The 21,084-nt window shown below is 37.0% G+C and carries 16 protein-coding genes; 15 read left to right on the top strand and 1 reads right to left on the bottom strand.

Going from position 1 to position 21,084, the window contains the following annotated elements; genetic code table 11:
• Window positions 1–2: 2 nt before the first annotated feature.
• From TSYNT_RS06215 to TSYNT_RS06185, 7 genes are read left to right on the top strand one after another with little or no spacing between them, the layout of a single operon-like run.
• Window positions 3–2,009: a V-type ATP synthase subunit I gene (locus tag TSYNT_RS06215; protein ID WP_059032631.1), complete on the top strand. Its 2,007-nt coding sequence runs from the start codon at window positions 3–5 to the stop codon at window positions 2,007–2,009.
• Window positions 2,010–2,056: 47 nt separating this feature from the next.
• Window positions 2,057–2,476 carry an ATP synthase subunit C gene (locus tag TSYNT_RS06210; RefSeq protein WP_059032630.1) on the top strand — a complete coding sequence of 140 codons (420 nt, stop codon included), beginning with the start codon at window positions 2,057–2,059 and terminating at the stop codon, window positions 2,474–2,476.
• A 10-nt stretch (window positions 2,477–2,486) separates the two neighbouring features.
• Window positions 2,487–2,795, top strand: coding sequence for a V-type ATP synthase subunit F (locus TSYNT_RS06205; protein ID WP_059032629.1), 309 nt, complete (start codon window positions 2,487–2,489; stop codon window positions 2,793–2,795).
• Between the two features lie 9 nt (window positions 2,796–2,804).
• Window positions 2,805–3,449, top strand: coding sequence for a V-type ATP synthase subunit E (locus TSYNT_RS06200; RefSeq protein ID WP_059032628.1), 645 nt, complete (start codon window positions 2,805–2,807; stop codon window positions 3,447–3,449).
• The gene (locus TSYNT_RS06195; protein WP_059032627.1) at window positions 3,433–5,220 is read left to right on the top strand and encodes a V-type ATP synthase subunit A; all 1,788 of its coding nucleotides are present in this window, start codon (window positions 3,433–3,435) and stop codon (window positions 5,218–5,220) included. Before TSYNT_RS06200 ends, TSYNT_RS06195 begins: the two co-directional genes overlap by 17 nt.
• Window positions 5,210–6,583, top strand: a complete 1,374-nt coding sequence (locus tag TSYNT_RS06190; protein ID WP_059032626.1) for a V-type ATP synthase subunit B — start codon at window positions 5,210–5,212, stop codon at window positions 6,581–6,583. The genes TSYNT_RS06195 and TSYNT_RS06190 overlap by 11 nt, the downstream gene beginning before the upstream one ends.
• A gap of 5 nt (window positions 6,584–6,588) precedes the next feature.
• The gene (locus tag TSYNT_RS06185) at window positions 6,589–7,203 is read left to right on the top strand and encodes a V-type ATP synthase subunit D (RefSeq protein WP_083497674.1); all 615 of its coding nucleotides are present in this window, start codon (window positions 6,589–6,591) and stop codon (window positions 7,201–7,203) included.
• A gap of 60 nt (window positions 7,204–7,263) precedes the next feature.
• Here the strand turns inward: TSYNT_RS06185 and nadE are convergent, their stop codons facing one another.
• Window positions 7,264–8,130 (bottom strand): NAD(+) synthase, encoded by an 867-nt coding sequence (gene nadE, locus TSYNT_RS06180; RefSeq protein WP_059032625.1) that lies wholly within the window; start codon window positions 8,128–8,130, stop codon window positions 7,264–7,266.
• Window positions 8,131–8,296: 166 nt separating this feature from the next.
• Here nadE and TSYNT_RS06175 point away from each other — a divergent pair, with 166 nt between their 5' ends.
• From TSYNT_RS06175 to pglX, 8 genes are all read left to right on the top strand, one after another.
• Window positions 8,297–9,385 (top strand): DUF362 domain-containing protein, encoded by a 1,089-nt coding sequence (locus tag TSYNT_RS06175; protein WP_059032879.1) that lies wholly within the window; start codon window positions 8,297–8,299, stop codon window positions 9,383–9,385.
• Between the two features lie 109 nt (window positions 9,386–9,494).
• Entirely contained in the window at window positions 9,495–10,187 is a 693-nt protein-coding gene (locus tag TSYNT_RS06170) for a response regulator transcription factor (protein ID WP_059032624.1), read from the top strand.
• On the top strand, window positions 10,174–11,616 hold the full coding sequence (locus tag TSYNT_RS06165; RefSeq protein ID WP_059032623.1) for a HAMP domain-containing sensor histidine kinase: 1,443 nt from the start codon (window positions 10,174–10,176) through the stop codon (window positions 11,614–11,616). Before TSYNT_RS06170 ends, TSYNT_RS06165 begins: the two co-directional genes overlap by 14 nt.
• A gap of 139 nt (window positions 11,617–11,755) precedes the next feature.
• Complete coding sequence (locus TSYNT_RS06160; RefSeq protein WP_059032622.1) at window positions 11,756–12,274, top strand: DUF2680 domain-containing protein; 519 nt, start codon at window positions 11,756–11,758, stop codon at window positions 12,272–12,274.
• A 244-nt stretch (window positions 12,275–12,518) separates the two neighbouring features.
• Window positions 12,519–13,127: a DUF1819 family protein gene (locus tag TSYNT_RS06155; RefSeq protein WP_059032621.1), complete on the top strand. Its 609-nt coding sequence runs from the start codon at window positions 12,519–12,521 to the stop codon at window positions 13,125–13,127.
• 26 nt (window positions 13,128–13,153) lie between these two features.
• A complete protein-coding gene (locus TSYNT_RS06150; protein ID WP_059032620.1) occupies window positions 13,154–13,738 on the top strand; it encodes a DUF1788 domain-containing protein in 585 nt (194 codons plus the stop codon).
• A 26-nt stretch (window positions 13,739–13,764) separates the two neighbouring features.
• Window positions 13,765–17,328 (top strand): BREX system P-loop protein BrxC, encoded by a 3,564-nt coding sequence (brxC, locus tag TSYNT_RS06145; protein WP_059032619.1) that lies wholly within the window; start codon window positions 13,765–13,767, stop codon window positions 17,326–17,328.
• 57 nt (window positions 17,329–17,385) lie between these two features.
• Window positions 17,386–21,081 (top strand): BREX-1 system adenine-specific DNA-methyltransferase PglX, encoded by a 3,696-nt coding sequence (pglX, locus tag TSYNT_RS06140; RefSeq protein WP_059032618.1) that lies wholly within the window; start codon window positions 17,386–17,388, stop codon window positions 21,079–21,081.
• Window positions 21,082–21,084 lie beyond the last annotated feature (3 nt).

The raw sequence follows: 21,084 nt of genomic DNA, 5'->3' as shown, positions 1-21,084 counted from the left end.
TTATGGCAGTTGAAAAGATGAAAATCGTTGGCATAATCGGGGAAAATTCTATATTAAACCGCCTTTTACGACTTGTTTTGGTAGATGAAAGCATGCACATGATAAATGCTCTTGCCCGGGTAAATTCCAGCGATTTCTTTCTGCCCCCTACTGAAAAAAACATAAAGGCTTTGGAAGAACTTCCCTTTCTAAAGCCATATACTTCTAAACGTGATTTTACCCAGGACGAGCAAATGATTGCAGCACTAGCAAGCCTCTTTGAACTTTCGCCTCGCGTAAAACTTGAGCACCTAGGGCAGGATTATGATTATGAGGAATTTATGAAAAGCCTCTCCGATATTTACAAAGAAGTGCGCAAAACTGCAGATGAAATAAATGAAAAACTTCAGTTAATAGAGCAAAAGCAGACATATATAGAAAGCCTGAAATATTTGAGACAATACAGCTTGGATATATCAAGACTTTCCGGAATGAAGTACTTGACATTTCGGCTTCTGAAGTTTTCGCGAGATGACTATGTAAGAGTAAAAAAGAACTATGAAAACATACCCGCTGTAATCCTGAAAGTGGCAACAGAAGGCAAGGATGTTGTTGCAGCAATTATAACTCCTATTATCCTAGAAGAGACTGTAGAAAAAATATTCAGTTCATTAAATTATAGCGTTTTACCGCTGCCTCCTGACAAGGGCGGAACCGCAGAAAATATTATAGAAGAACTTACTGCAAGCATAGAAGAAGACCAAAAAGCAGTTGAATTACTGAAAGAATCGCTTCAAAAGTTTAAAATAGACTTTGCAGAAGAAGTCGAAAAGGGCTTTTCGAGGCTGGAAATGGAAAAGAAAATTGAAGAGGTCAAGTCTGATGTTGCAGTAGGCGAAGACTTATTTTTCATGTTTGGTTTTGTACCCATAAGCCGGGTATCCAAATTAACAGACAGCCTCAAACAGCAGTTTGGCGATAGAATTATCCTACTGATAGACGATGTGAAAACGGGAGATTCAATCATTACACCCCCTACTAAGCTCAGCAACCTTAAAATTTTCAGGCCTTTTGAAGCCTTAGTAAAGATGTATGGCACACCTGCTTATGATGAAATAGATCCTACAGCTTTTTTTAGCATAACGTATATGCTGCTTTTTGGAGCGATGTTTGGAGATGTAGGACAAGGCCTTATACTCTTTAGCGCAGGACTTTTTATGGAAATCGCACTAAAAAGAACCAGCCTAGGCGGTGTGTTAAGTAGAATGGGCTTTGCGTCGACGATATTCGGCTTTTTCTATGGAAGCGTCTTTGGTTCTGAAGAAATTATCCAGCCTCTTGTTATAAGGCCGATGGCGAATATAAATTATATGCTGGTGGCAGCCATCGTTTTAGGCGTTGTCCTAACCATAGTAGGCTATATTTACAATATCATGAATTCATATCTTGAAAGCAATGTAGAAGAAGGTGTCTTTGGAAGAAACGGCGTAGTTGGGCTGGCATTTTACCTAACAGTGCTGTATTTGGTTACATCATCAGTTATTGCAAAAAGTGGAATCTCGCCAATATTGGTCTATGCACTTATAGTTTTTTTGGTTTTAATGGTGCTAAAGCAGCCTTTAGCGAACACCATTATGCATACAGGCAAACTATATAACAGTTCCCCTACCGATTATTATATTGAAGAAGGCTTTGGTGTTATAGAAACATTGCTTTCAATGATGTCAAATACCATATCATTTATAAGAGTAGGAGCTTTTGCCTTAAACCATGTAGGCCTTTACATGGCTTTTGCAACGATGGGGGAGATGATGGGTTCTAAAGTAGGCAACATAGTGATGCTGGTTATAGGCAACATAGTTATAATTGGTCTAGAAGGGCTAATAGTATTTATACAGGCCCTCAGGCTAGAATACTATGAACTCTTTACTAAGTATTTCCGAGGTGACGGTATCGAGTATAAGCCTGTCAGGGTGAAACGAGTGTCATTTGTGCCTAAAAAACTTGAGAGTATTAATGCCGGCGTGTAGAAAACTAAATTCTATATTAACTTTATAAGTTTTGAGGAGGAGCTAATATGTATATTATATTATTTATTGCAATGGCTATATCATTAATAACTTTGACAACAGGGTTTGTTATTTATTTTATGAAAGATGAAGTAAGGGCAAAACGTTTCAAAAAGCTCAGCAAATACAGCACAGCAGTTTATGCCGGTCTAATCGCGACTTTCCTGTTTTTTATGATACCAAGCTTTGCCAGTGCGGCATCTGCAGCTGATTCTTCATCTGGTTTGGGATTTATCGCAGCGGCTCTTGCAACAGGTCTTGCTACCCTAGGCGCAGGCTATGCTGTAGGTGCAGTTGGTTCTTCGGCATTAGGAGCAGTTTCCGAAGATCCGAATGTTTTGGGTAAAACTTTGATATTCGTAGGTCTTGCAGAAGGTATCGCAATTTACGGCTTGATTGTGTCCATAATGATTCTCGGAAGATTGTAGAGGGATACGAATGAAATGTTTCTTGATAAGTGACAACCATACTACACTGGCAGGAATGAGACTTGCCGGAGTAGAGGGCGTAGTGGTACATGAGAGAGAAGAAATCCTAAATGAATTAAAAAAGGCAAGAGCAAGTGATGATATAGGAATAGTGATCATAACAGAACTTGCGGCAGAAAAGGTAAAAAATGAATTGGATGCAATGAAACTTTCTTCCGGACTTCCTATCATAATTGAAATTCCGGACAGACACGGAACAAGACGCCCTCCTGACTTTTTAACGAGGAATATTAAGGAGTCCATAGGAGTTAAGATTTGAGGTGACAGCATGGCTACTACCATTGAAGATAAAATAGCGCTTTTTACAAAGGTGCTCATAGAGAGAATAGAGCAGGATTATGCAGAAAAACGTGAAAAACTTACCCGTTATTACGAAAACCGTAAATCGGAGATCATAAGAGACTATGAGCAAAAAATAAAGAATTCAGTTGATAACGCAACAAGAAACGCTACAGTAAAAAAACAGCAGATGATTTCAAAGGCAAAATCAGATATGCATCTTGCGGTGCTAAAACAAAGACGTAAGTTTGTTGAAAGAATAATAGACGAGGTAAAAAAGGAAGCTTTATCCTTTGCCGAAACAGAGGAATATACCAAATTTCTGCAAGAAGCTATTAAAAAAGTTAACAGCAAGTTTTCAAATGATCAGTTTGTAATTTTTAGTTTTAGTCCAAATGACATCGAAAGACATAAGGATATGATTTTAAATACTATAAAATTATCAAGAAGTGAAGACAACTTTAAGATCGAAGAAGCAAAGAGCATAAGCGGCGGCGTTTTTGCGAAGACTTCAGATGATAGTCTTGAAGTAGATTTTACAATTGATACCATAATAGAAGAAAGCCGCAAACTAGCAGGTGAAATCCTGTCTTCAAGGCTTGGCGAGGGGTGGCAGAATGTCGAATCAAGGTAATATAATTTATATTAACGGTCCTGTTGTCAAAGCCAATAACATGGAAGACTTTTCGGTAAGAGAGATGGTCATGGTAGGTGAGAAAAAACTTATCGGCGAAGTTATTTCTCTTGAAAAAGATATAGGAACGGTTCAGGTATATGAAGAAACATCGGGCCTTAAGACAAATGAAAAAATAATCGGCACAGGCAGCCCGCTCTCATTGAAGCTGGGACCCGGTATCATAGGAAACATCTTTGACGGAATTGAAAGGCCTCTTTCCGAGATATATAGCTCCGGCCTTAAATTCATACCTGAAGGTATTGGCCTTTTATCAATAGATGAGAAGAAACTATGGCATGCCGATATTTTGGCTAAAGTCGGCGATGTCCTTAAATCTGACGACATATTTGCTACAGTGCAGGAAACCTCCATGGTAACCCATAAAATCATGGTTCCGCCAGGCATAGAAGGCAAAGTTGTAAGCGCTGCAGATAGCGGAGAATATACTATTTGCGATACACTTGCAGTATTAGAAGATTCCTTGGGCAAAAAACATGAGCTTAAAATGGAGCAAGAGTGGCCTGTGCGAGTTCCAAGGCCTGTAAAAATGCGTATGCCCATAGAAAAGCTTTTGGTTACCGGTCAAAGAGTAATAGATATATTCTTTCCCATAGCAAAGGGCGGAACGGCAGCTATTCCCGGAGGATTTGGCACAGGAAAAACTATAACACAGCATCAGCTTGCAAAATGGAGCGATGCTGACATCATAGTATATGTAGGCTGCGGAGAGCGCGGCAACGAAATGACCGAAGTTCTGGAAGACTTTCCTAAACTGCGCGACCCTAGAACCGGCAATCCTTTGATGGATAGGACAGTTCTCATAGCAAACACATCGAACATGCCTGTGGCAGCTCGAGAAGCATCGATTTATACGGGAATTACTATTGCTGAATATTTCAGAGACATGGGATACAGTGTGGCTATAATGGCCGACTCCACGTCTAGGTGGGCGGAAGCGCTTAGGGAAATTGCCGGAAGACTTGAAGAAATGCCGGCCGAAGAAGGTTACCCTGCATATCTTGCCTCACGGCTTGCTGCTTTTTATGAAAGGGCCGGGTATGTTAAAAACTTGAACGGAACAGAAGGTTCGGTGACTATCATAGGCGCAGTTTCACCGGCAGGCGGCGATTTTTCCGAGCCTGTTACTCAGTCTACAAAGCGAATAGTAGGCGCTTTTTTAGCTCTGGACAGAGAACTTGCTCATGCAAGGCATTTTCCCTCAATAAACTGGATTTCTTCTTACAGCGGCTATATTCCAATGCTGGAGGATTGGTTTAAGGAAAATGTTGCGCCTGATATTGTGGATTTAAGAGCAAAGATGATGAGAATTCTTCAAGAAGAAGATAAACTTATGGATATAGTGAAATTGGTAGGGGAAGATGTGCTTCCTGATGAGCAGCGAATAATCCTTGAAATAGCAAAAATTATAAAATCAGGATACTTGCAGCAAAATGCTTACCACCCTCAAGATGCGTATGCTCCTCTTTCGAGACAATATAAAATGCTGAAGATAATCGACAAGTTATATGATCGGGCTTCTGCTTGCATAAAAAAGGGTATACCATTGTCTAAGGTAAAAGAAGAGACGTTATTTTCCGATATTATAATGATGAAGTACAATATCTCGGACGACAAGCCTGAGATCTTTGATGAACTTAGCAAAAGAATAGACAATCATTACGACAGCTTGGAAAGCATGTATAAAGAAGGTGCCGCCAATGAAGGTTAAATACAGAAAACTGGATAAAGCTGAGGGGCCTTTAGTGGTTATGAGCAACGTAGAAGGTGCCGTTTATGATGAGCTTGTAGAAGTGGAAATGCCAAATCATGAACGCAGAACAGGCAAAGTTGTTCAGATAAATAAAGACAAAGTAATAATTCAGGTATTTCAAGGGATATCAGGAATTTCCTTAAATGATGTAGGCGTTGTATTTAGCGGCAAGCCAATGGAGATACCTTTATCAAGAGAAATATTGGGCAGAAGATTTAACGGGATAGCGGAACCTGCAGATGGAGCGGGCGAAATTTATTCCGATAAGTATTATAATATAAACGGCAGACCGATGAATCCGGTGGCGCGGCTATATCCCAGAAATTATATACAAACCGGCATATCTGCAATCGACGGCCTTATAACCCTTATAAGAGGGCAAAAACTTCCTATCTTTTCAGGAGACGGTCTTCCTCACAATCAGCTTGCGGCTCAGATAGTTCGACAGGCTAAAATCAGCGGAGAAGAAGCCGGAAAATTTGCCGTCGTATTTGCAGCCATGGGTATAAAGCATGATGAAGCTAATTATTTCAGCAAGGTTTTCGAAGAAGCCGGGGTTATGGACAGAGTTGTTATGTATGTAAACTTGGCGGACGATCCTGTGGTTGAACGTATCTTGACGCCGAGATGCGCACTTACTGCTGCAGAGTATCTTGCTTTTGAGTGTGATATGCATGTGCTGGTTATATTGACAGACATGACAAGTTATTGTGAAGCTCTAAGGGAAATATCCTCTGCTCGCGAAGAAGTGCCTTCCAGGAAAGGCTATCCCGGCTATCTCTATTCAGATTTGGCCAGCCTTTACGAAAGAGCAGGAATGTTAAAGGGCGCAAAGGGCAGTATAACCCAGATACCTATACTTACAATGCCCAATGACGATATTACCCATCCGGTGCCTGACCTTACCGGCTATATTACTGAAGGCCAGATAGTTTTGAGCAGATCACTATACCAAATGGGTATATATCCCCCTATCGATGTGCTGCCATCCCTTTCTCGTTTAATGAAAGACGGCATAGGCGCAGAGTATACCAGAGAAGATCATCCGGATGTAGCAAACCAGGTTTTCTCCGCTTATTCGAATGTCCAAGAGATAAGAGCGCTGGCACAGGTTATAGGTGAAGATGAACTTTCGGAAACTGATACAAAGTATATGGAATTTGGAAAGAATTTTGAGGAAGTTTTTGCAAAACAAAGCTTCGAAGAAAATAGAGATATTATTTATACGCTGGATCTCATGTGGGATTTACTTAAGATTTTGCCTGAACAAGAGCTTAACAGAATAGATCCGGCCCTTGTGCAAAAATATCTTAGGAAGTGATTTTCGTGCAAGAAAATATTGCACCAACTAAAGCCAATTTAATGGATTCTGAGGCAGCCCTCGACTTTTCCAAAAAAGGTTATGAATTGCTGGATAAAAAAAGAAACGTGCTTATAAGAGAAATGATGGGATTTATGGATAGGGCTGAAAAACTTCAAGACAGCATAGGCAAAACCTTTAAAGAAGCTTATGAGGCATTAATTTTAGCTAATGTTACATTAGGAATTAGCGAAGTTTATCAGGTGGCAAAATCAATTCCCCTTGCCGACGAAATCACTATCTTAAACCACAGCGTAATGGGTGTGGAAATTCCCATGGTAAAATATGAGAAGAAAGATGTTGATCATTACTATAGCTTTTATCACACAAATACCGCACTTGATGTCGCCCTGCAGAAATTCCATGATGTAATTTATTTAATATATGAACTGGCAGAGGTAGAAGATTCAGTTTATAAGCTGGCAGTTGAAATCAAAAAAACGCAAAAAAGAGCTAATGCCCTGCAGAATATTCAAATTCCAAGATACGAATATCTAGTAAAAATGATATCAGATGTCCTAGAAGAAAAGGATAGAGAAGATTTCTTTAGACTAAAACTCCTAAAAAAGAAAAAAGTCTAGCAAATAGAAAGAATGCTTCCTTTAAACCGGAAATAAGACTTCCGGCAAGGGAAGCATATTTTATAGGTGAAGGCACTTTATTTCCCGGAGTTTTTTGTTTGCCAGGACCTCTTTAATCTTCCCAATACTTTCCTGTTTTTCTCCAGAAAGGTCTTCTCCTTTCTCGATCTTAATTAATATCCTGTCGATTTCTTCATAACTAATTCCAAGGGCAAATTCATCAGTGATTCCGGGGGCAATGTCGGGGCTGGGCTTTTTGTTGATGATTTTTTGAGGAATTTTCAGTATTTCAGCAAGTTCGTAAACCTGAGTTTTATAAAGATGACTAATAGGTTCGATATCGCAAATCTCATCTCCCCATTTAACATAAAATCCTGTCAGGGCCTCTGTCTTATTTGTACATCCTGCTACAGCATAACCTAATTGCTCGGCATAAAAATAAAAAATGACTGATCTTATCCTGGGTTTTGCTCTGTAATAAGCAAGACTTTCTCTAAAACTCTTGTTTCCTCGGTTTTGCAAATCTTGGATGTAGGGCTTGTCCTCTGCCAGCCAAACATTTTGGGCGTATCTTTCCTGAACAGATCTGGGAAATATCAAGGCAGGGGGCTTAAGAGAATACACGCCCATGCTTCTGAGTATCCTGCTGATATTTTTTATCTTATAATTTATTTTTAAAAACTCGCAAACCAATTTTGCATCTTTTACGGTTTCTTTTGCCGAATCCCTTTCCGGCAGAATCAACCCGAACACTTTGTCATTGCCGATTGCATCTACCAGCAGTTTTCCCACTACTGCCGAATCAATTCCGCCACTAATTCCGATGACGACTCCGCTAAATTTATACCTTTCAATATTTTCTTTTATAAAGGCCTTTATTTTCTCTGCCTCGGTCAAAACAAAACCTCCTTTGCATAAAAGATTCATATTTTTATAGTATCATATATCTTTTGTAAATTAATCATTTATGTCTGCCCCTACACTAATTATAATAGAGGAGTAGGCCTTTTATACCGCAAAATTATGGCTGCAACCTCTAATATGGTAAAATAAATATTAAAAATCACAACAGGAAGGTGGGACAATGCAAAATATGCTAAAAGATAAAATCTATGTGATATACGGCAACAAGCCAAAGGAAATGATTTTTGATGCCCTTTCAAAACTTAAAATCAAAAATGACATCAAAAGAGATGCACTTATAGGCATAAAACCTAACCTAGTGGTAGCAAAACCTTCTGCCTCCGGAGCTACCACATCGCCGGAACTTGTAGAGGGGACAATTGAATACTTAAAGTCAAAAGGTTTTAACAACATCCTTATTATGGAAGGCTCCTGGGTTGGAGATAAAACTTCAAGAGCTTTTGAAGTATGCGGATATACAAAAATTGCCGAAAAATATCATATTCCCTTAATCGACTTGCAAAAGGACAAGTACAGGACTTGCGACGCAAATGGTATGCAGATAAACGTATGCGAAAAAGCATTGGAAGTGGATTACTTGATAAACATGCCGGTTCTTAAAGGACACTGCCAGACCAAGATGACCTGTGCTTTAAAAAATTTGAAGGGTTGTATTCCAAATTCGGAAAAGAGAAGATTTCACACTATGGGGCTGCATAAACCCATCGCATATTTAAATAAGGTCCTGAGGACTGATTTGATAATAGTAGATGGACTGATAGGAGACTTGAACTTTGAAGAAGGCGGTAATCCTGTTCAAATGGATAGAATTATCTTAGGGTTCGATCCGGTTTTAGTGGATTCATATGTGGCGAATTTAATGGGCTATGACGAAAATGAAATACCGTATATAAAAATAGCGGAGGGCATAGGGGTAGGAAGGTGCATATCTTCAAAGGAACAGGTAAATGAATTAAACGAAAATAATAACACCAAGAAAATACCTTATTCCCGTGAAATTGAAAAATTGTCCAAATATGTTAATGAAAAAGATGCCTGCTCTGCATGCTACGGCAGCTTAATTCATGCTCTTGCAAGGCTTGACGAAAAAGGCGTTTTAAGAAAGCTTAAGACAAAAGTTTTTATAGGTCAAGGTTATAAAGGGGAAAAAGGTGAAGGTATAGGAGTTGGAAACTGCACTAGAGGCTTTACGCAAAACGTGCCGGGATGTCCTCCTACAGCTAAAGACATACTTGAAGTATTAGAGAAGAACCTTTAGATGGGGTTTTATTTTTGTATTGGCCTGCGCGAAAAATAACTCCTATGCAGTCGGAATGTTTTGCTAAAATTGTGACTAGACTGGTATAATATTAACAGGAGGTGCTGCCATGCAAAAATTACTAATAGTAGATGATAATAAACAGATAACCTCAATATTAGAGGAATATGCAAAAAAAGAAGGTTACAATACAATAATTGCCTTAGATGGGGAACAGGCAATAGAGTTATTTAATAAAGAAAACCCTGATATAATCTTACTGGATGTGATGATGCCTAAAAAAGATGGATTTACAGTAGTCCGAGAGATTCGCCGAACATCAAATGTGCCTATTATCATGATTACGGCTCGCGGAGAGGATTTTGAACGAATTATGGGACTTGAAATTGGCGCAGATGATTATATTGTAAAGCCGTTTTCTCCGGGAGAAGTTATGGCAAGAATTAGGGCTGTAATGAGACGCATTGTACGGGAAGATACAAAGCCTCAGGTTTTTACTTATGACAATCTGACTATTTCTCTTGACGATTACTCAGTTACAATTGATAATAAAAAGATTTCTTTAACCAAAAAGGAAATTGAAATTTTGTGGACTCTTGCTACTTCAAATAAGGTATTTACTCGGGAAAACTTGCTGGATATAGTATGGGGGCAGGATTATTTCGGTGATACCAGGACGGTCGACAGTCATATTAAAAGATTACGAGCGAAACTGGAAGAACACGATCATCCTTCCTGGGACATAAAAACAATATGGGGTGTAGGATATAAATTTGAGGTAAAATCAAATGAGAAAAAATAAAATTGCTATAAAGCTTAGTGTATATTTTGCCATAGCTTTATTGACGTTTTCAATAATAATCGGAAGTATGTTTTTTTATCTTTTTAGGAACTATACAATAGAAATTCACAAAAATGAACTTCTTAAATATGCCATGTCCCTATCAAATATATTATCAACAGAAGAAAATCGCAATTTGTCAAGAGGCATGGGCGGCTACGGTGCATATCTTCGTTTTATTGTGGATGTTGCAGATACCGATGTTTGGATATTAGACAAAAATATGGAACTTACTACCGCCGGCAAAGGACCGGGAATGATGAGCGGCAAATATAACTTATCTGGACTGCCGCCGAACGCAGAAGAACTTATTATGCAAGTTCTGCAAGGGGAAACAGCATTTAGCGAGGGCTTCAGCGAGACTTTGGCACAGCCTACTCTAACGGTCGGTACACCTATAAAAAATGAAAGCGGTGAAATTATTGGCGCAGTCCTGCTCCATTCGCCCATAGAAGGAACGAAATCAGCAGTAAATAAAGGGCTTTCCATTCTCATAACAAGTATGCTTTTAGCTCTTGCCATTACATCAGTGCTATCGCTTTTTTTCTCTTACTCGTTTACTAAGCCATTAAACAAAATGAAAGAAGTGGCATTGCAATTATCCGCCGGCGACTATGCCGCAAAGTGTAATATAAATCAAAATGATGAGATAGGGGAACTGGCTAATACCATAGACTCGTTGGCGGTTCGTTTAGATGAAGCAAGCAAAGAAAGCAGCAAGCTTGAAAAATTGCGCCGTGAATTTGTGGCAAACATTTCTCATGAGCTCAGAACTCCGATAACTGTTATTCGAGGTTCGCTGGAGGCTTTACATGATAAAGTGGTCACAGATCCGGATAAAGTTGAAGAATATCAGATTCAAATGATTAACGAAGCAAAATTTCTGGAGCGTCTTGTAAGCGACTTGCTTGATTTATCTAAGCTGCAAAATGCTGAATTTGCAATAGATAAGAGCACTATTAGTATTAACGATGTGATATCAGACGTAACAAGAAGCGCTACTCAGCTTGCAAATAAGAAAAACATAGAAATAAAAACAAAATTTGAAGATGATACGATTAATATTCAAGGAGATTACGGCAGACTCAGACAAATGTTCCTGATTCTTATAGATAATGCCATAAAGTTTTCGCCTAATAATAGCACGATTGAAATTTTAGCTACGAAAAACGAGGTCTCGATTCGAGATAATGGGCCCGGTATAGATGATGCCGATCTTCCGTATATCTTCGACCGCTTTTTTAAGACCCATGGACAAGAAAATAAATCCGGCACAGGCCTTGGACTTGCTATTGCAAAACAGATTGCAGAACGACACAATATAATGCTTACAGCTGAAAACAATCCGGATGGTGGAGCAAAGTTTATATGCAAATTACCAAGGGATTAGAAATGCTTGTAATGACACAACTATGAGCTTTAAATGCCCCTAAAATATTTAAAAAATGACATTGTTTTGCCATATATATCTTATATATTTAAATCACAGTAGAAGACATTCTACAAATAAAAAAATTGGGGGTAATGAAATGAAAAGCTTAAGAAAAATATTTATAGTGGGAGCAGTAGTTTTGTTAGTAGGAGCAACATCTTTGACCGCATTTGCAGCATCGAATTATGATACACCTGCGCAAGCAGTTGCAGGCATAACCGGACGCACGGTTGAGAGTGTTGTGGAAGAAAGAATTAATTCAAACAAAGCATACGGCGCAATAGCATCAGAGGCAGGTAAGCTGGATGAATTTAAATCAGAAATGCTAGAAATGAAGAAAGAAATATTAGCAGAACAAGTAGCGGAGGGAAAAATTTCCCAAGAAGAGGCAGACGAAATAATTGCAAGGATTGAAGAAAATCAAAAGAATTGCGATGGCACAGGCGGCGCGCGACTTGGACGCAATTTTGGCGCAAGCTTCGGATTTAAAGGACAGGGTCTCGGCAGTGGCGGAACAAATGGCGGAAACGCCACAGGCAGAAATCAAAATGGCGCAGGCGGCATGGGAAACGGTGGAGCAAGACTGCGGGACGGCTCATGCAATATTGATAAGTAACTATATAAAAATACCTCTGGAATGTTCCAGAGGTATTTTTTTTGCACGTCCGGCAAGCCCAATATTAACCAAAATGTGTATAAACCAGCAGAAGCAATCAACGTAAAGCATGTGAAATATCAGTTTTTTAAAATACTTATTTACATATAATCCTATATACCTATAAATACATTTATGCTACTTAATATATTTATGCTATAATGTCATTAAGCAGTCAAAAAGTGGCCCGAAATGAGGTAAAATAATGGAAAATAAATGGAAGTATAGCACAAGAATTAAATCACAATCCTTTTTGTATGTTGAAATGAAAAAAGCTGGAAGGCTTGTTTTACAAGGATATGACAAGCAGCAAATTCGGGATAAGTCACTTGATGATAATATATTTCAAGTAAATACTACAGCAAGAAAATCCGAAATTGCATCAGCTGTTACAAAAAGGCTGTCTGTTTTAGATACATACTTAATAGAAAAATTGGTAAGCTCTGATGTACAGACAAGCAAGGTTATAGTAATTTATTCAATAATGAAAACAGATAGGCTGTTTTTTGAATTTATGAATGAAGTGTATAAGGACAAAATCATGTTTGGAGATAAACTCATTTTAGACAAAGATTTTAATATGTTTTTTGACAGAAAAAAGGAGCAAAGCCCTAATGTATCGTTATGGGCAGATTACACTTTTTACAAACTTAAACAGGTCATCTCAAGGACATTAAATGAATCCGGCCTTTGCAAACGTGAAGGGAAAAAGATGAAGATAGTAGAACCTATTGTAGAATCTTCAGTTACAGAACATATTAAAGAAATCGGAGATAAACTCTATATAAATATTTTATTAGGCAAAATTGATTGAGCATTAACATGGAAAGGAGGCGCATTATGGCGCCGATAAGGGAGAGACTCGACAAAATACTACCCACAATAACCAAAAAGTCTTTTAGAGAAAATAAGGGTCTTGGAAATGAGATAGGATACTATATTTTTGATTATGAGCCTCAATACGAGATGCTAGTAAGAGATTATATTCACTTTATAAAAAATAAAGTCAAAAACGGAAATTATGGATTTAAAATAATAGAATTCGATTTGTACGAAATTATGTTGGACATACTTGACTCAAAAGGATATCTTGAAAAAAATTTTGAAATTGAACGAAAAAAAGGATTCGAGAATGTGTCAAATGCTATCAAAAACACTTTAAGACTTACTACAAGCAATGATTTAATTATCAAATACATAAAAGATCGAGTTGAAGAAAACAGCACAATTTTCTTGACTGGAGTAGGCAAAGCATGGCCCATTATACGTTCGCATACAGTGCTGAATAATTTACATCCTGTAATAGATAAAGTCCCTTTAGTTATGTTTTTCCCGGGAACCTACAATGGCAGCTCTCTTGTTTTGCTTGATGAGATTTATGACGATAATTATTATAGAGCTTTCAGATTTGCTGATGAACATTAAAACATTGTCAAAACGGGGGATGTAAGGTGAAAATAAAAGAAACATTTTATAAAGAAATTACAAGAGACATCAAAGGCGTTATAAAAATCGGTCAAAACGATGATGAAAACGTGTATCAGGAATTAGAAGAATATGTAGTAACTCGAGAACTGTTAAAACATTTCGATGATTTTTTCAAAGCATATAAAAAAGGTATTGTGGGCTACACTGACAAAATGGGTGTATGGATATCAGGATCCTTTGGCAGCGGTAAATCCCATTTTTTGAAAATATTGTCATATTTGCTGGAGAATAGAGAGGTAGAAGGTAAAAAAGCAATTGAATATTTTAAAGATAAGATACATGACCCTATGATACTGGCGGATATGAAACTTGCCGGAGAAATTCCTACAGATGTTATCTTATTTAATATTGATTCTAAGAGCGACTCTGATTCAAAAGCAAATAAGGATGCGATTGTGAAAGTATTTATGAGGGTTTTTAACGATATGCAAGGGTTTTGCGGTTCTATTCCATGGGTAGCTGAACTGGAAAGACAGATGGCTTTAGACGGAACTTATGATGCATTCAAGACAACTTTTAAGAAAATATCCGGCAGGGAATGGGTTGATGCCAGAGAGGATTTTTATTACGAAGAGGATGCAATAGTTCAGGCCCTTGCTGAATCAACAAAGATGAGCATAGAAGCAGCAAGAAACTGGTACAACAAAGCAGCAGACAATTACACTTTAAGTGTTGATAAATTTGCCAGAAGAGTTAAGGAATATATTGAAAGCAAAGGTAATAATCATCATGTAGTGTTTTTAGTAGATGAAATGGGACAATATATAGGTGATGATTCTGATCTTATGTTAAATCTACAGACTGTAGTGGAAGATTTGGGAACCGAATGCGGGGGAAAGGCCTGGGTTATAGTAACAAGTCAACAGGATATCGATTCTATGACAAATATGAAAGGCACAAGACTCAATGACTTCTCCAAAATTCAGGGCAGATTTGATACTCGACTTTCACTTTCCAGTGCCAATGTAGATGAAGTCATAAAAAAGAGAATACTGCTTAAAAATAACACTGGTAAAGACACATTGACAGCATTATATGAAAATAAAAGTGCAATTATAAAAAATTTAATTACATTCTCAGCAAATACACCTGAAAAGAAGCTATATACTAATGCGGAAGACTTTGTAGAAGTTTACCCGTTCATACCTTATCAATTCAACTTAATGCAAGAAGTTCTTACTTCCATCCGCATACATGGTTCCTCAGGAAAACACCTATCAGAAGGTGAACGCTCAATGCTAAGCGCTTTTCAAGAATCCTGCATACAATTTGCGGAGGAAGAAATAGGGGCAATAATACCATTTTATGCTTTTTATAATACAATCGAATCCTTTCTGGATTCAGGAATAAAAACAGTAATATATCATGCTGGAGAAAATATAAAACTAGTGCCCTTTGACGTAGAATTGTTGAAAGTGCTTTTTATGATAAGATATGTAAAAGAGATACCTGCTAATATAGAAAATCTTACAACCCTTATGATTAGAAACATAGATGATGACAAATTAGAAATAAGAAAAAAAGTGGAGGATTCGTTAAAATCCTTAACAGAGCAAACCCTGGTTCAAAGTAGTGGAGATGAGTATATATTTCTCACTCATGAAGAGCAGGATATCAACAGGGAAATAAAGAGTATAAATATAGAAATGTCTGAAACGATCAGAAAAATCTCTGAAATAATTTTCGAAGATATATTTTCCGAAAAGAAGTACAAGTATTCTCAGCGGTATAATTTTCCTTTCAATCAGAATGTTGACGATATCTATAGGGGAAATCAAACTAATGACATCGGCATAAAAGTCATAACCCCTTACTATGAGACAAAAACGGAGCTGACCGATCAAGAGCTCAAGCTCATGTCGGGAAGAGAAAACAATTTAATCATAAAACTTCCACAAGATACTACTTTTCTCGAAGAAATGGAAGAAGTATTGAGGATCGAAATTTTTCTCCGCCAAACAGGACAGAGCGCATCGACGCCAGAAATTGAAGATATTAGAGAGAGAAAGAGAAAAGAGGAAGCCAAAGGGCTGGAAAGAGTGCGAATACTCCTAGAAGAAGCCCTGAAATCAGCGGAAATATATGCTAATTCGCAGAAGCTTGATATAAAGGAAAAGGACCCGATTGACAGAATAAATGAGGGTTTAAAAATATTAGTAGTAAGTATTTACCATAAGCTTTCTTATGTGGACCATTTCATAGAATCAATTAAAGATATTGAAAATATTCTAACACAAGATAAAATCCAAATGTCTTTAATTGAAGAAAATGATAATAAATTGGCTTTAGAGGAAGTAGCAGATTATATCGAGAGGAATACATTAAAAAATATTTCTGTTACCATGCGCTCTGTATTAAATTATTTTTCAAAAGCTCCATTTGGCTGGAATGAGTTAGATATTGAAGGCATTGTTGCAAAACTCTTTAAAGAGCAAGAAATTAAACTTCAGCTTAACAGCAAATATTTAAATATCGAAGATAAGAACCTGGTAAATTATCTGACTAAACGGGATTATGCTGAACGATTGGTGATAGAAAAAAGAATAAAGGTTCCTGCTTTTCAAATAGCGGCTGCAAAAAGCTTATGCCAGCAACTTTTTAATATAACGGCTCTTCCAAATGATGAAGACAGTATAATGAAAGAGCTTGATAAGCTTATTGAAACTGAAGTATATAAAATTGAGGAGCTTCTCAAAGAATACAATAGTGCGCCATATCCCGGAGAAGATGTACTAAAAAAGGGCTTGGAATTATTTAAAAAGTTATTGCCTATAAATGATGCCAAAGAGTTTTTTGATACTTTATATCAATATGAGGACGATTTATTGGATTATGCAGAATATTCTCCTGAGATTAAAAACTTTTTTGACAAAGAAGGAAGACAAAGAAAAATCTTCGATAATGCCCTTGACAAAATAAAAATATATGAAAAAAATAAGAATTATTTAACAAATCCTATCCTAATGAAATATATAGATGAAATAAAATTCATATTAAATATGGATGAACCTTACAGTGACATACCAAAGCTTCCTGAGCTAATTGAAAAATTTAATACCGAGCTTGTTAAATTACTGGAGAAAGAAAGCGAACCTATAGAAAAGTCAATAAAAGAAAATTATAGCAAAGTTATGGAACAACTCGATTTATATGATTTAAAGGACAAGTATGGAGCAGAATTCAAAAATAGCTTCGATGATTTACTAAATACCTTGAAACATTCGAACAATCTTGCGGAAATTTACGGCCTAACACAATTAAGCGACACACTAAAAATTCGATGCCTCAATACAATACAAAAAGAGATTGAATCAAGAAAGACTGAACCAACACAATTTGGACCGCTCTGTGGTGAAGGAGGAGGGGCGCCGTACAAAGTTAGGAAGACTGTAAACGTTAGCCTTGCCAGTATACTTCCAGGCACTAGAATCATTGAATCCAAAAAAGACATAGACAATTTAGTGACTGAAATAAAGGAAAAACTTGAAAACAGCTTAGACGAAAATACGATTATTAAATTAGTTTAGTTTGAACAAAAAAAGTAGCTTTATAGATGCAGAAAGACACAGAAGAGGAGGCTCTATATGGACAAAAGTTTAATCAAAAATTATGCCGTATGGGCTAGAAATAAATTAATTGGGGATATTTCTCAAAGAGCCTATGAACTTGGAATTACAAAAAATGAAATAAAAAAGCTTGAAGAAGTTTCACAAGACTATATCAGAATAAACGGAAAAAAACTTAAACCTTTTGAAGTAAGCCAGCGTAAAAGCCTTGAAGCTAAAATACGCGAAAAAGGATTCAATCAAGTAATCGAAGAGGTTGCCTATACTTGGTTTAACCGCATTATAGCTATAAGGTTTATGGAAGTAAATGGCTATCTTCCCAAAGGAATTAGGGTTATATCATCGACAGAACCCGGAAAAACAGAGCCGGATATTATCACATATGCTGAACATGTCGATCTTGATTTAAATCAGAACGTAGTTTCAAGATTAAAAGATGAAAATGATACAGAAGAACTGTTCAGATATCTTCTTGTTAAACAGTGCAACAAGTTAAACGATATTTTGCCAGGGCTTTTTGAAAAGATAGGAGACTATACTGAAATATTGCTGCCGAAGAATTTGCTGTCAGAAGGCTCAATAATACGCCGTCTTGTATCAGACATACCAGAAGAATACTTTAAAGAACAAGTAGAAATAATTGGCTGGCTTTATCAATACTATATTACAGAAAAGAAAGATGAGGTTTTTGCGGGTTTAAAGAAAAATCAAAAGATAACTAAAGAGAAGATTCCTGCCGCAACCCAGCTTTTTACTCCAAAATGGATAGTAAAATATATGGTGGAAAATTCTCTAGGGCGATTGTGGTTGGAAGGCCATCCCAATGAAGAACTAAAGAAAAAGTGGAAATACTATCTGGATGAGGCGGAGCAGAAGCTAGAGGTAGAAGAGCAACTTAAAAAAATAAGAGAAGAAAGCAGAAACATTAAACCTGAAGATCTAAAAGTATTAGATCCTGCTATGGGCAGTGGCCATATCTTAGTCTATGCCTTTGATGTGCTTTTTGATATCTACAAAAGTGCCGGTTACTCTGAAAGGGAGATACCTAAGCTTATATTGGAAAATAACCTTTACGGTCTAGATATTGACGATCGAGCAGGCCAGCTAGCCTACTTTGCAGTGATGATGAAAGCCAGAAGCAAAAACAGGCGGATATTTCGCGAAAATGTAGATATAAATTTGTGCTCTATACAAGAGAGCGATGAAATACCTGAAGAAACTATTACATACTTTGCTGGCGGAAAAAAATTTATTTCAAAGACAGAACTGGATGAAAAGATAAGGGGCAAAGACGACTTGTCTGATATGGATTTTGAAATTCAGGCAAGATACCTTATACAAGTATTTCACGATGCTAAAGAGTATGGTTCAATCTTGGAAGTAAAAAAGCTTGATTTTGATAAGCTAGAAAACCGATTAAAGGAAATTCGGCAAAATCATCCCGGCGACGCATTTGAATTTAGACATAAACAAATCCTACTTGAAAAACTCCCTCCCCTCATAAAGCAGGCCAAGATAATGAGCGGCAAATATGATGTAGTAGTCACCAACCCGCCTTATATGGGGCGAAAAGGAATGAATGAGAACTTAAAGAAGTATATTGATGAGCACTACAAAGATTCAAAGAATGATTTATTTGCAGTTTTTATGGAAGCCGGAATAAATTATTTGAAGCAATACGGTTTTATGGGAATGATAAATCAGCAGTCATGGATGTTTTTATCAAGTTTTGAGAATCTAAGAAAAAAGTTTATCAAACATACAACAATATATAATATGTTGCATTTAGGCCCAAGAGCATTTGAAGAAATAGGTGGAGAAGTAGTACAAAGCACGGCTTTTGTGAGTAGAAAAATATTTCTTAGTGAATATGAAGGGACTTATTTTAGATTAGTTGACTATAAAACTTCCGAATTAAAAGAACAAAGAACAATAGGAATCATCAAAGGAAATAATAAAGATAGATTTATAACTAATGCATCAAACTTTAACAAGATTCCAGGCAGTCCGATTGCATACTGGGTGAGTGAAAGAATAAGAGAAGTTTTTAATGAGAGTATTCCCTTAGGGAGGATTGCCGAACCACGCCAAGGAATGGCTACTTCAGATAATAACAGATTTTTAAGACTCTGGTTTGAAGTGTCATGTGCAAAGATAGGATTTGGATTTAAAGATTGCAAACAGGCAGCAAAAAGCAAGTTAAAATGGTTTCCATACAATAAGGGTGGAGAGTTTCGAAAATGGTATGGAAATAATGAATTTGTAGTTAACTGGGAGAATAATGGAGCCGAAATAAGAAACTTCGAAAAATCTGTAATCAGGAACGAAAACTATTATTTTAGAAGAGGATTAACATGGTCAGCCTTATCATCAGGAAAATTGTCAATGAGATTTTGCAAAGAAGGGCACTTATTTGATTCTAAGGGCCCAATGTGCTTTATTTGCAGTGAGCAAGACGAGCCGCTTTTGTTGGCATATTTTAATTCCATTATTTGTGAAATTTTGTTGAAAATATTAGCTCCAACATTAGATTTTAATCAAGGGCCATTAAGAAAACTTCCAATAATTAAAGATTACACACATAAAGAATTAATAAATAAACTTGTTCAACAAAACATCTCCATCTCCAAAACCGACTGGGACTCCTTTGAAACTTCATGGGACTTTAAAAAACATCCCATACTCACACACAAAGGCGATGCAAATACCATAGAGAAAGCCTTTAACAATTGGGCGGAGTTTGCGGAGAGACAATTTTACCAACTTAAGGCAAATGAAGAGGAGTTAAACCGAATATTTATCAAGATCTATGGTCTTGAAGATGAGCTTACTCCTGAAGTAGATGAAAAAGATGTGACGGTAAGCAAAGCCAACAGGGAGCGGGACATTAAGTCATTTATCTTATATGCGGTAGGTTGTATGTTCGGAAGGTATTCTCCTGATGTGGAAGGATTGGTGTATGCAGGAGGAGAGTGGAGCGATAAGTGGAAGATAGAAAACGGGCAATGGAAAGTCCGTAAATTAGTCAAGGATGACAATAACAATATATTGGAAGATACTTGGGTTGACGCTACTTTTATCCCGGAAAGCGACAACATTATTCCTATAAACGATGAAGAGTATTTTGAAAATGACATAGTTGCAAGATTTATTGAGTTTTTAAAGGTGACTTTTGGAGAAGAAAAATTAGAAGAAAATCTAGACTATATAGCCGAAAGCATAGGGAAAAGAGAGATCGAAACCTCTCGTCAAACACTTCGCCGTTATTTCTTAAAGGATTTTTATAAAGACCATGTTCAGACATATAAACAAAGGCCAATATACTGGTTATTTGATTCAGGGAAGCAGGATGGGTTCAAAGCTCTTATATATATGCACAGATATGATGAAAATACCGTAGCCCGAGTTAGAATTGACTATCTTCATAAACTTCAGAGAAAATATGAAGATGAGATAAAAAGACTTGATGTAATTATAAATTCAAATTTATCCCAGCGAGAAAAAAATAATGCAAAAAAAGCAAAAGAAAGAATACAAAAGCAGATACGAGAGTGTTTTGAATATGATCAAGCGATTGCTCATGTGGCAAATCAAAGGATAAAAATAGACCTGGATGACGGAGTAGTTGCAAATTATGCTAGGTTTCAAGGCATAGAGATACCACAAGGGCAAGGGAAGAAACCATTAAAAGCAAACTTATTGGCAAAAATTTAAGCA

It is taken from the genome of Tepidanaerobacter syntrophicus, assembly GCF_001485475.2.
Taxonomy (GTDB): domain Bacteria; phylum Bacillota; class Thermosediminibacteria; order Thermosediminibacterales; family Tepidanaerobacteraceae; genus Tepidanaerobacter; species Tepidanaerobacter syntrophicus.
Note: the sequence above shows the minus strand (reverse complement) of the source record. Positions and strands in the feature narration are given on the sequence as shown.

Excerpts from the sequence above, each read along its gene's own strand:
- TSYNT_RS06215 (WP_059032631.1), top strand. The coding sequence starts at position 3 with ATGGCAGTTGAAAAGATGAAAATCGTTGGCATAATCGGGGAAAATTCT.
- TSYNT_RS06210 (WP_059032630.1), top strand. The coding sequence starts at position 2,057 with ATGTATATTATATTATTTATTGCAATGGCTATATCATTAATAACTTTG.
- TSYNT_RS06205 (WP_059032629.1), top strand. The coding sequence starts at position 2,487 with ATGAAATGTTTCTTGATAAGTGACAACCATACTACACTGGCAGGAATG.
- TSYNT_RS06200 (WP_059032628.1), top strand. The coding sequence starts at position 2,805 with ATGGCTACTACCATTGAAGATAAAATAGCGCTTTTTACAAAGGTGCTC.
- TSYNT_RS06195 (WP_059032627.1), top strand. The coding sequence starts at position 3,433 with ATGTCGAATCAAGGTAATATAATTTATATTAACGGTCCTGTTGTCAAA.
- TSYNT_RS06190 (WP_059032626.1), top strand. The coding sequence starts at position 5,210 with ATGAAGGTTAAATACAGAAAACTGGATAAAGCTGAGGGGCCTTTAGTG.
- nadE (WP_059032625.1), bottom strand. The coding sequence starts at position 8,130 with ATGAATCTTTTATGCAAAGGAGGTTTTGTTTTGACCGAGGCAGAGAAA.
- TSYNT_RS06175 (WP_059032879.1), top strand. The coding sequence starts at position 8,297 with ATGCTAAAAGATAAAATCTATGTGATATACGGCAACAAGCCAAAGGAA.
- TSYNT_RS06170 (WP_059032624.1), top strand. The coding sequence starts at position 9,495 with ATGCAAAAATTACTAATAGTAGATGATAATAAACAGATAACCTCAATA.
- TSYNT_RS06165 (WP_059032623.1), top strand. The coding sequence starts at position 10,174 with ATGAGAAAAAATAAAATTGCTATAAAGCTTAGTGTATATTTTGCCATA.
- TSYNT_RS06160 (WP_059032622.1), top strand. The coding sequence starts at position 11,756 with ATGAAAAGCTTAAGAAAAATATTTATAGTGGGAGCAGTAGTTTTGTTA.
- TSYNT_RS06155 (WP_059032621.1), top strand. The coding sequence starts at position 12,519 with ATGGAAAATAAATGGAAGTATAGCACAAGAATTAAATCACAATCCTTT.
- TSYNT_RS06150 (WP_059032620.1), top strand. The coding sequence starts at position 13,154 with ATGGCGCCGATAAGGGAGAGACTCGACAAAATACTACCCACAATAACC.
- pglX (WP_059032618.1), top strand. The coding sequence starts at position 17,386 with ATGGACAAAAGTTTAATCAAAAATTATGCCGTATGGGCTAGAAATAAA.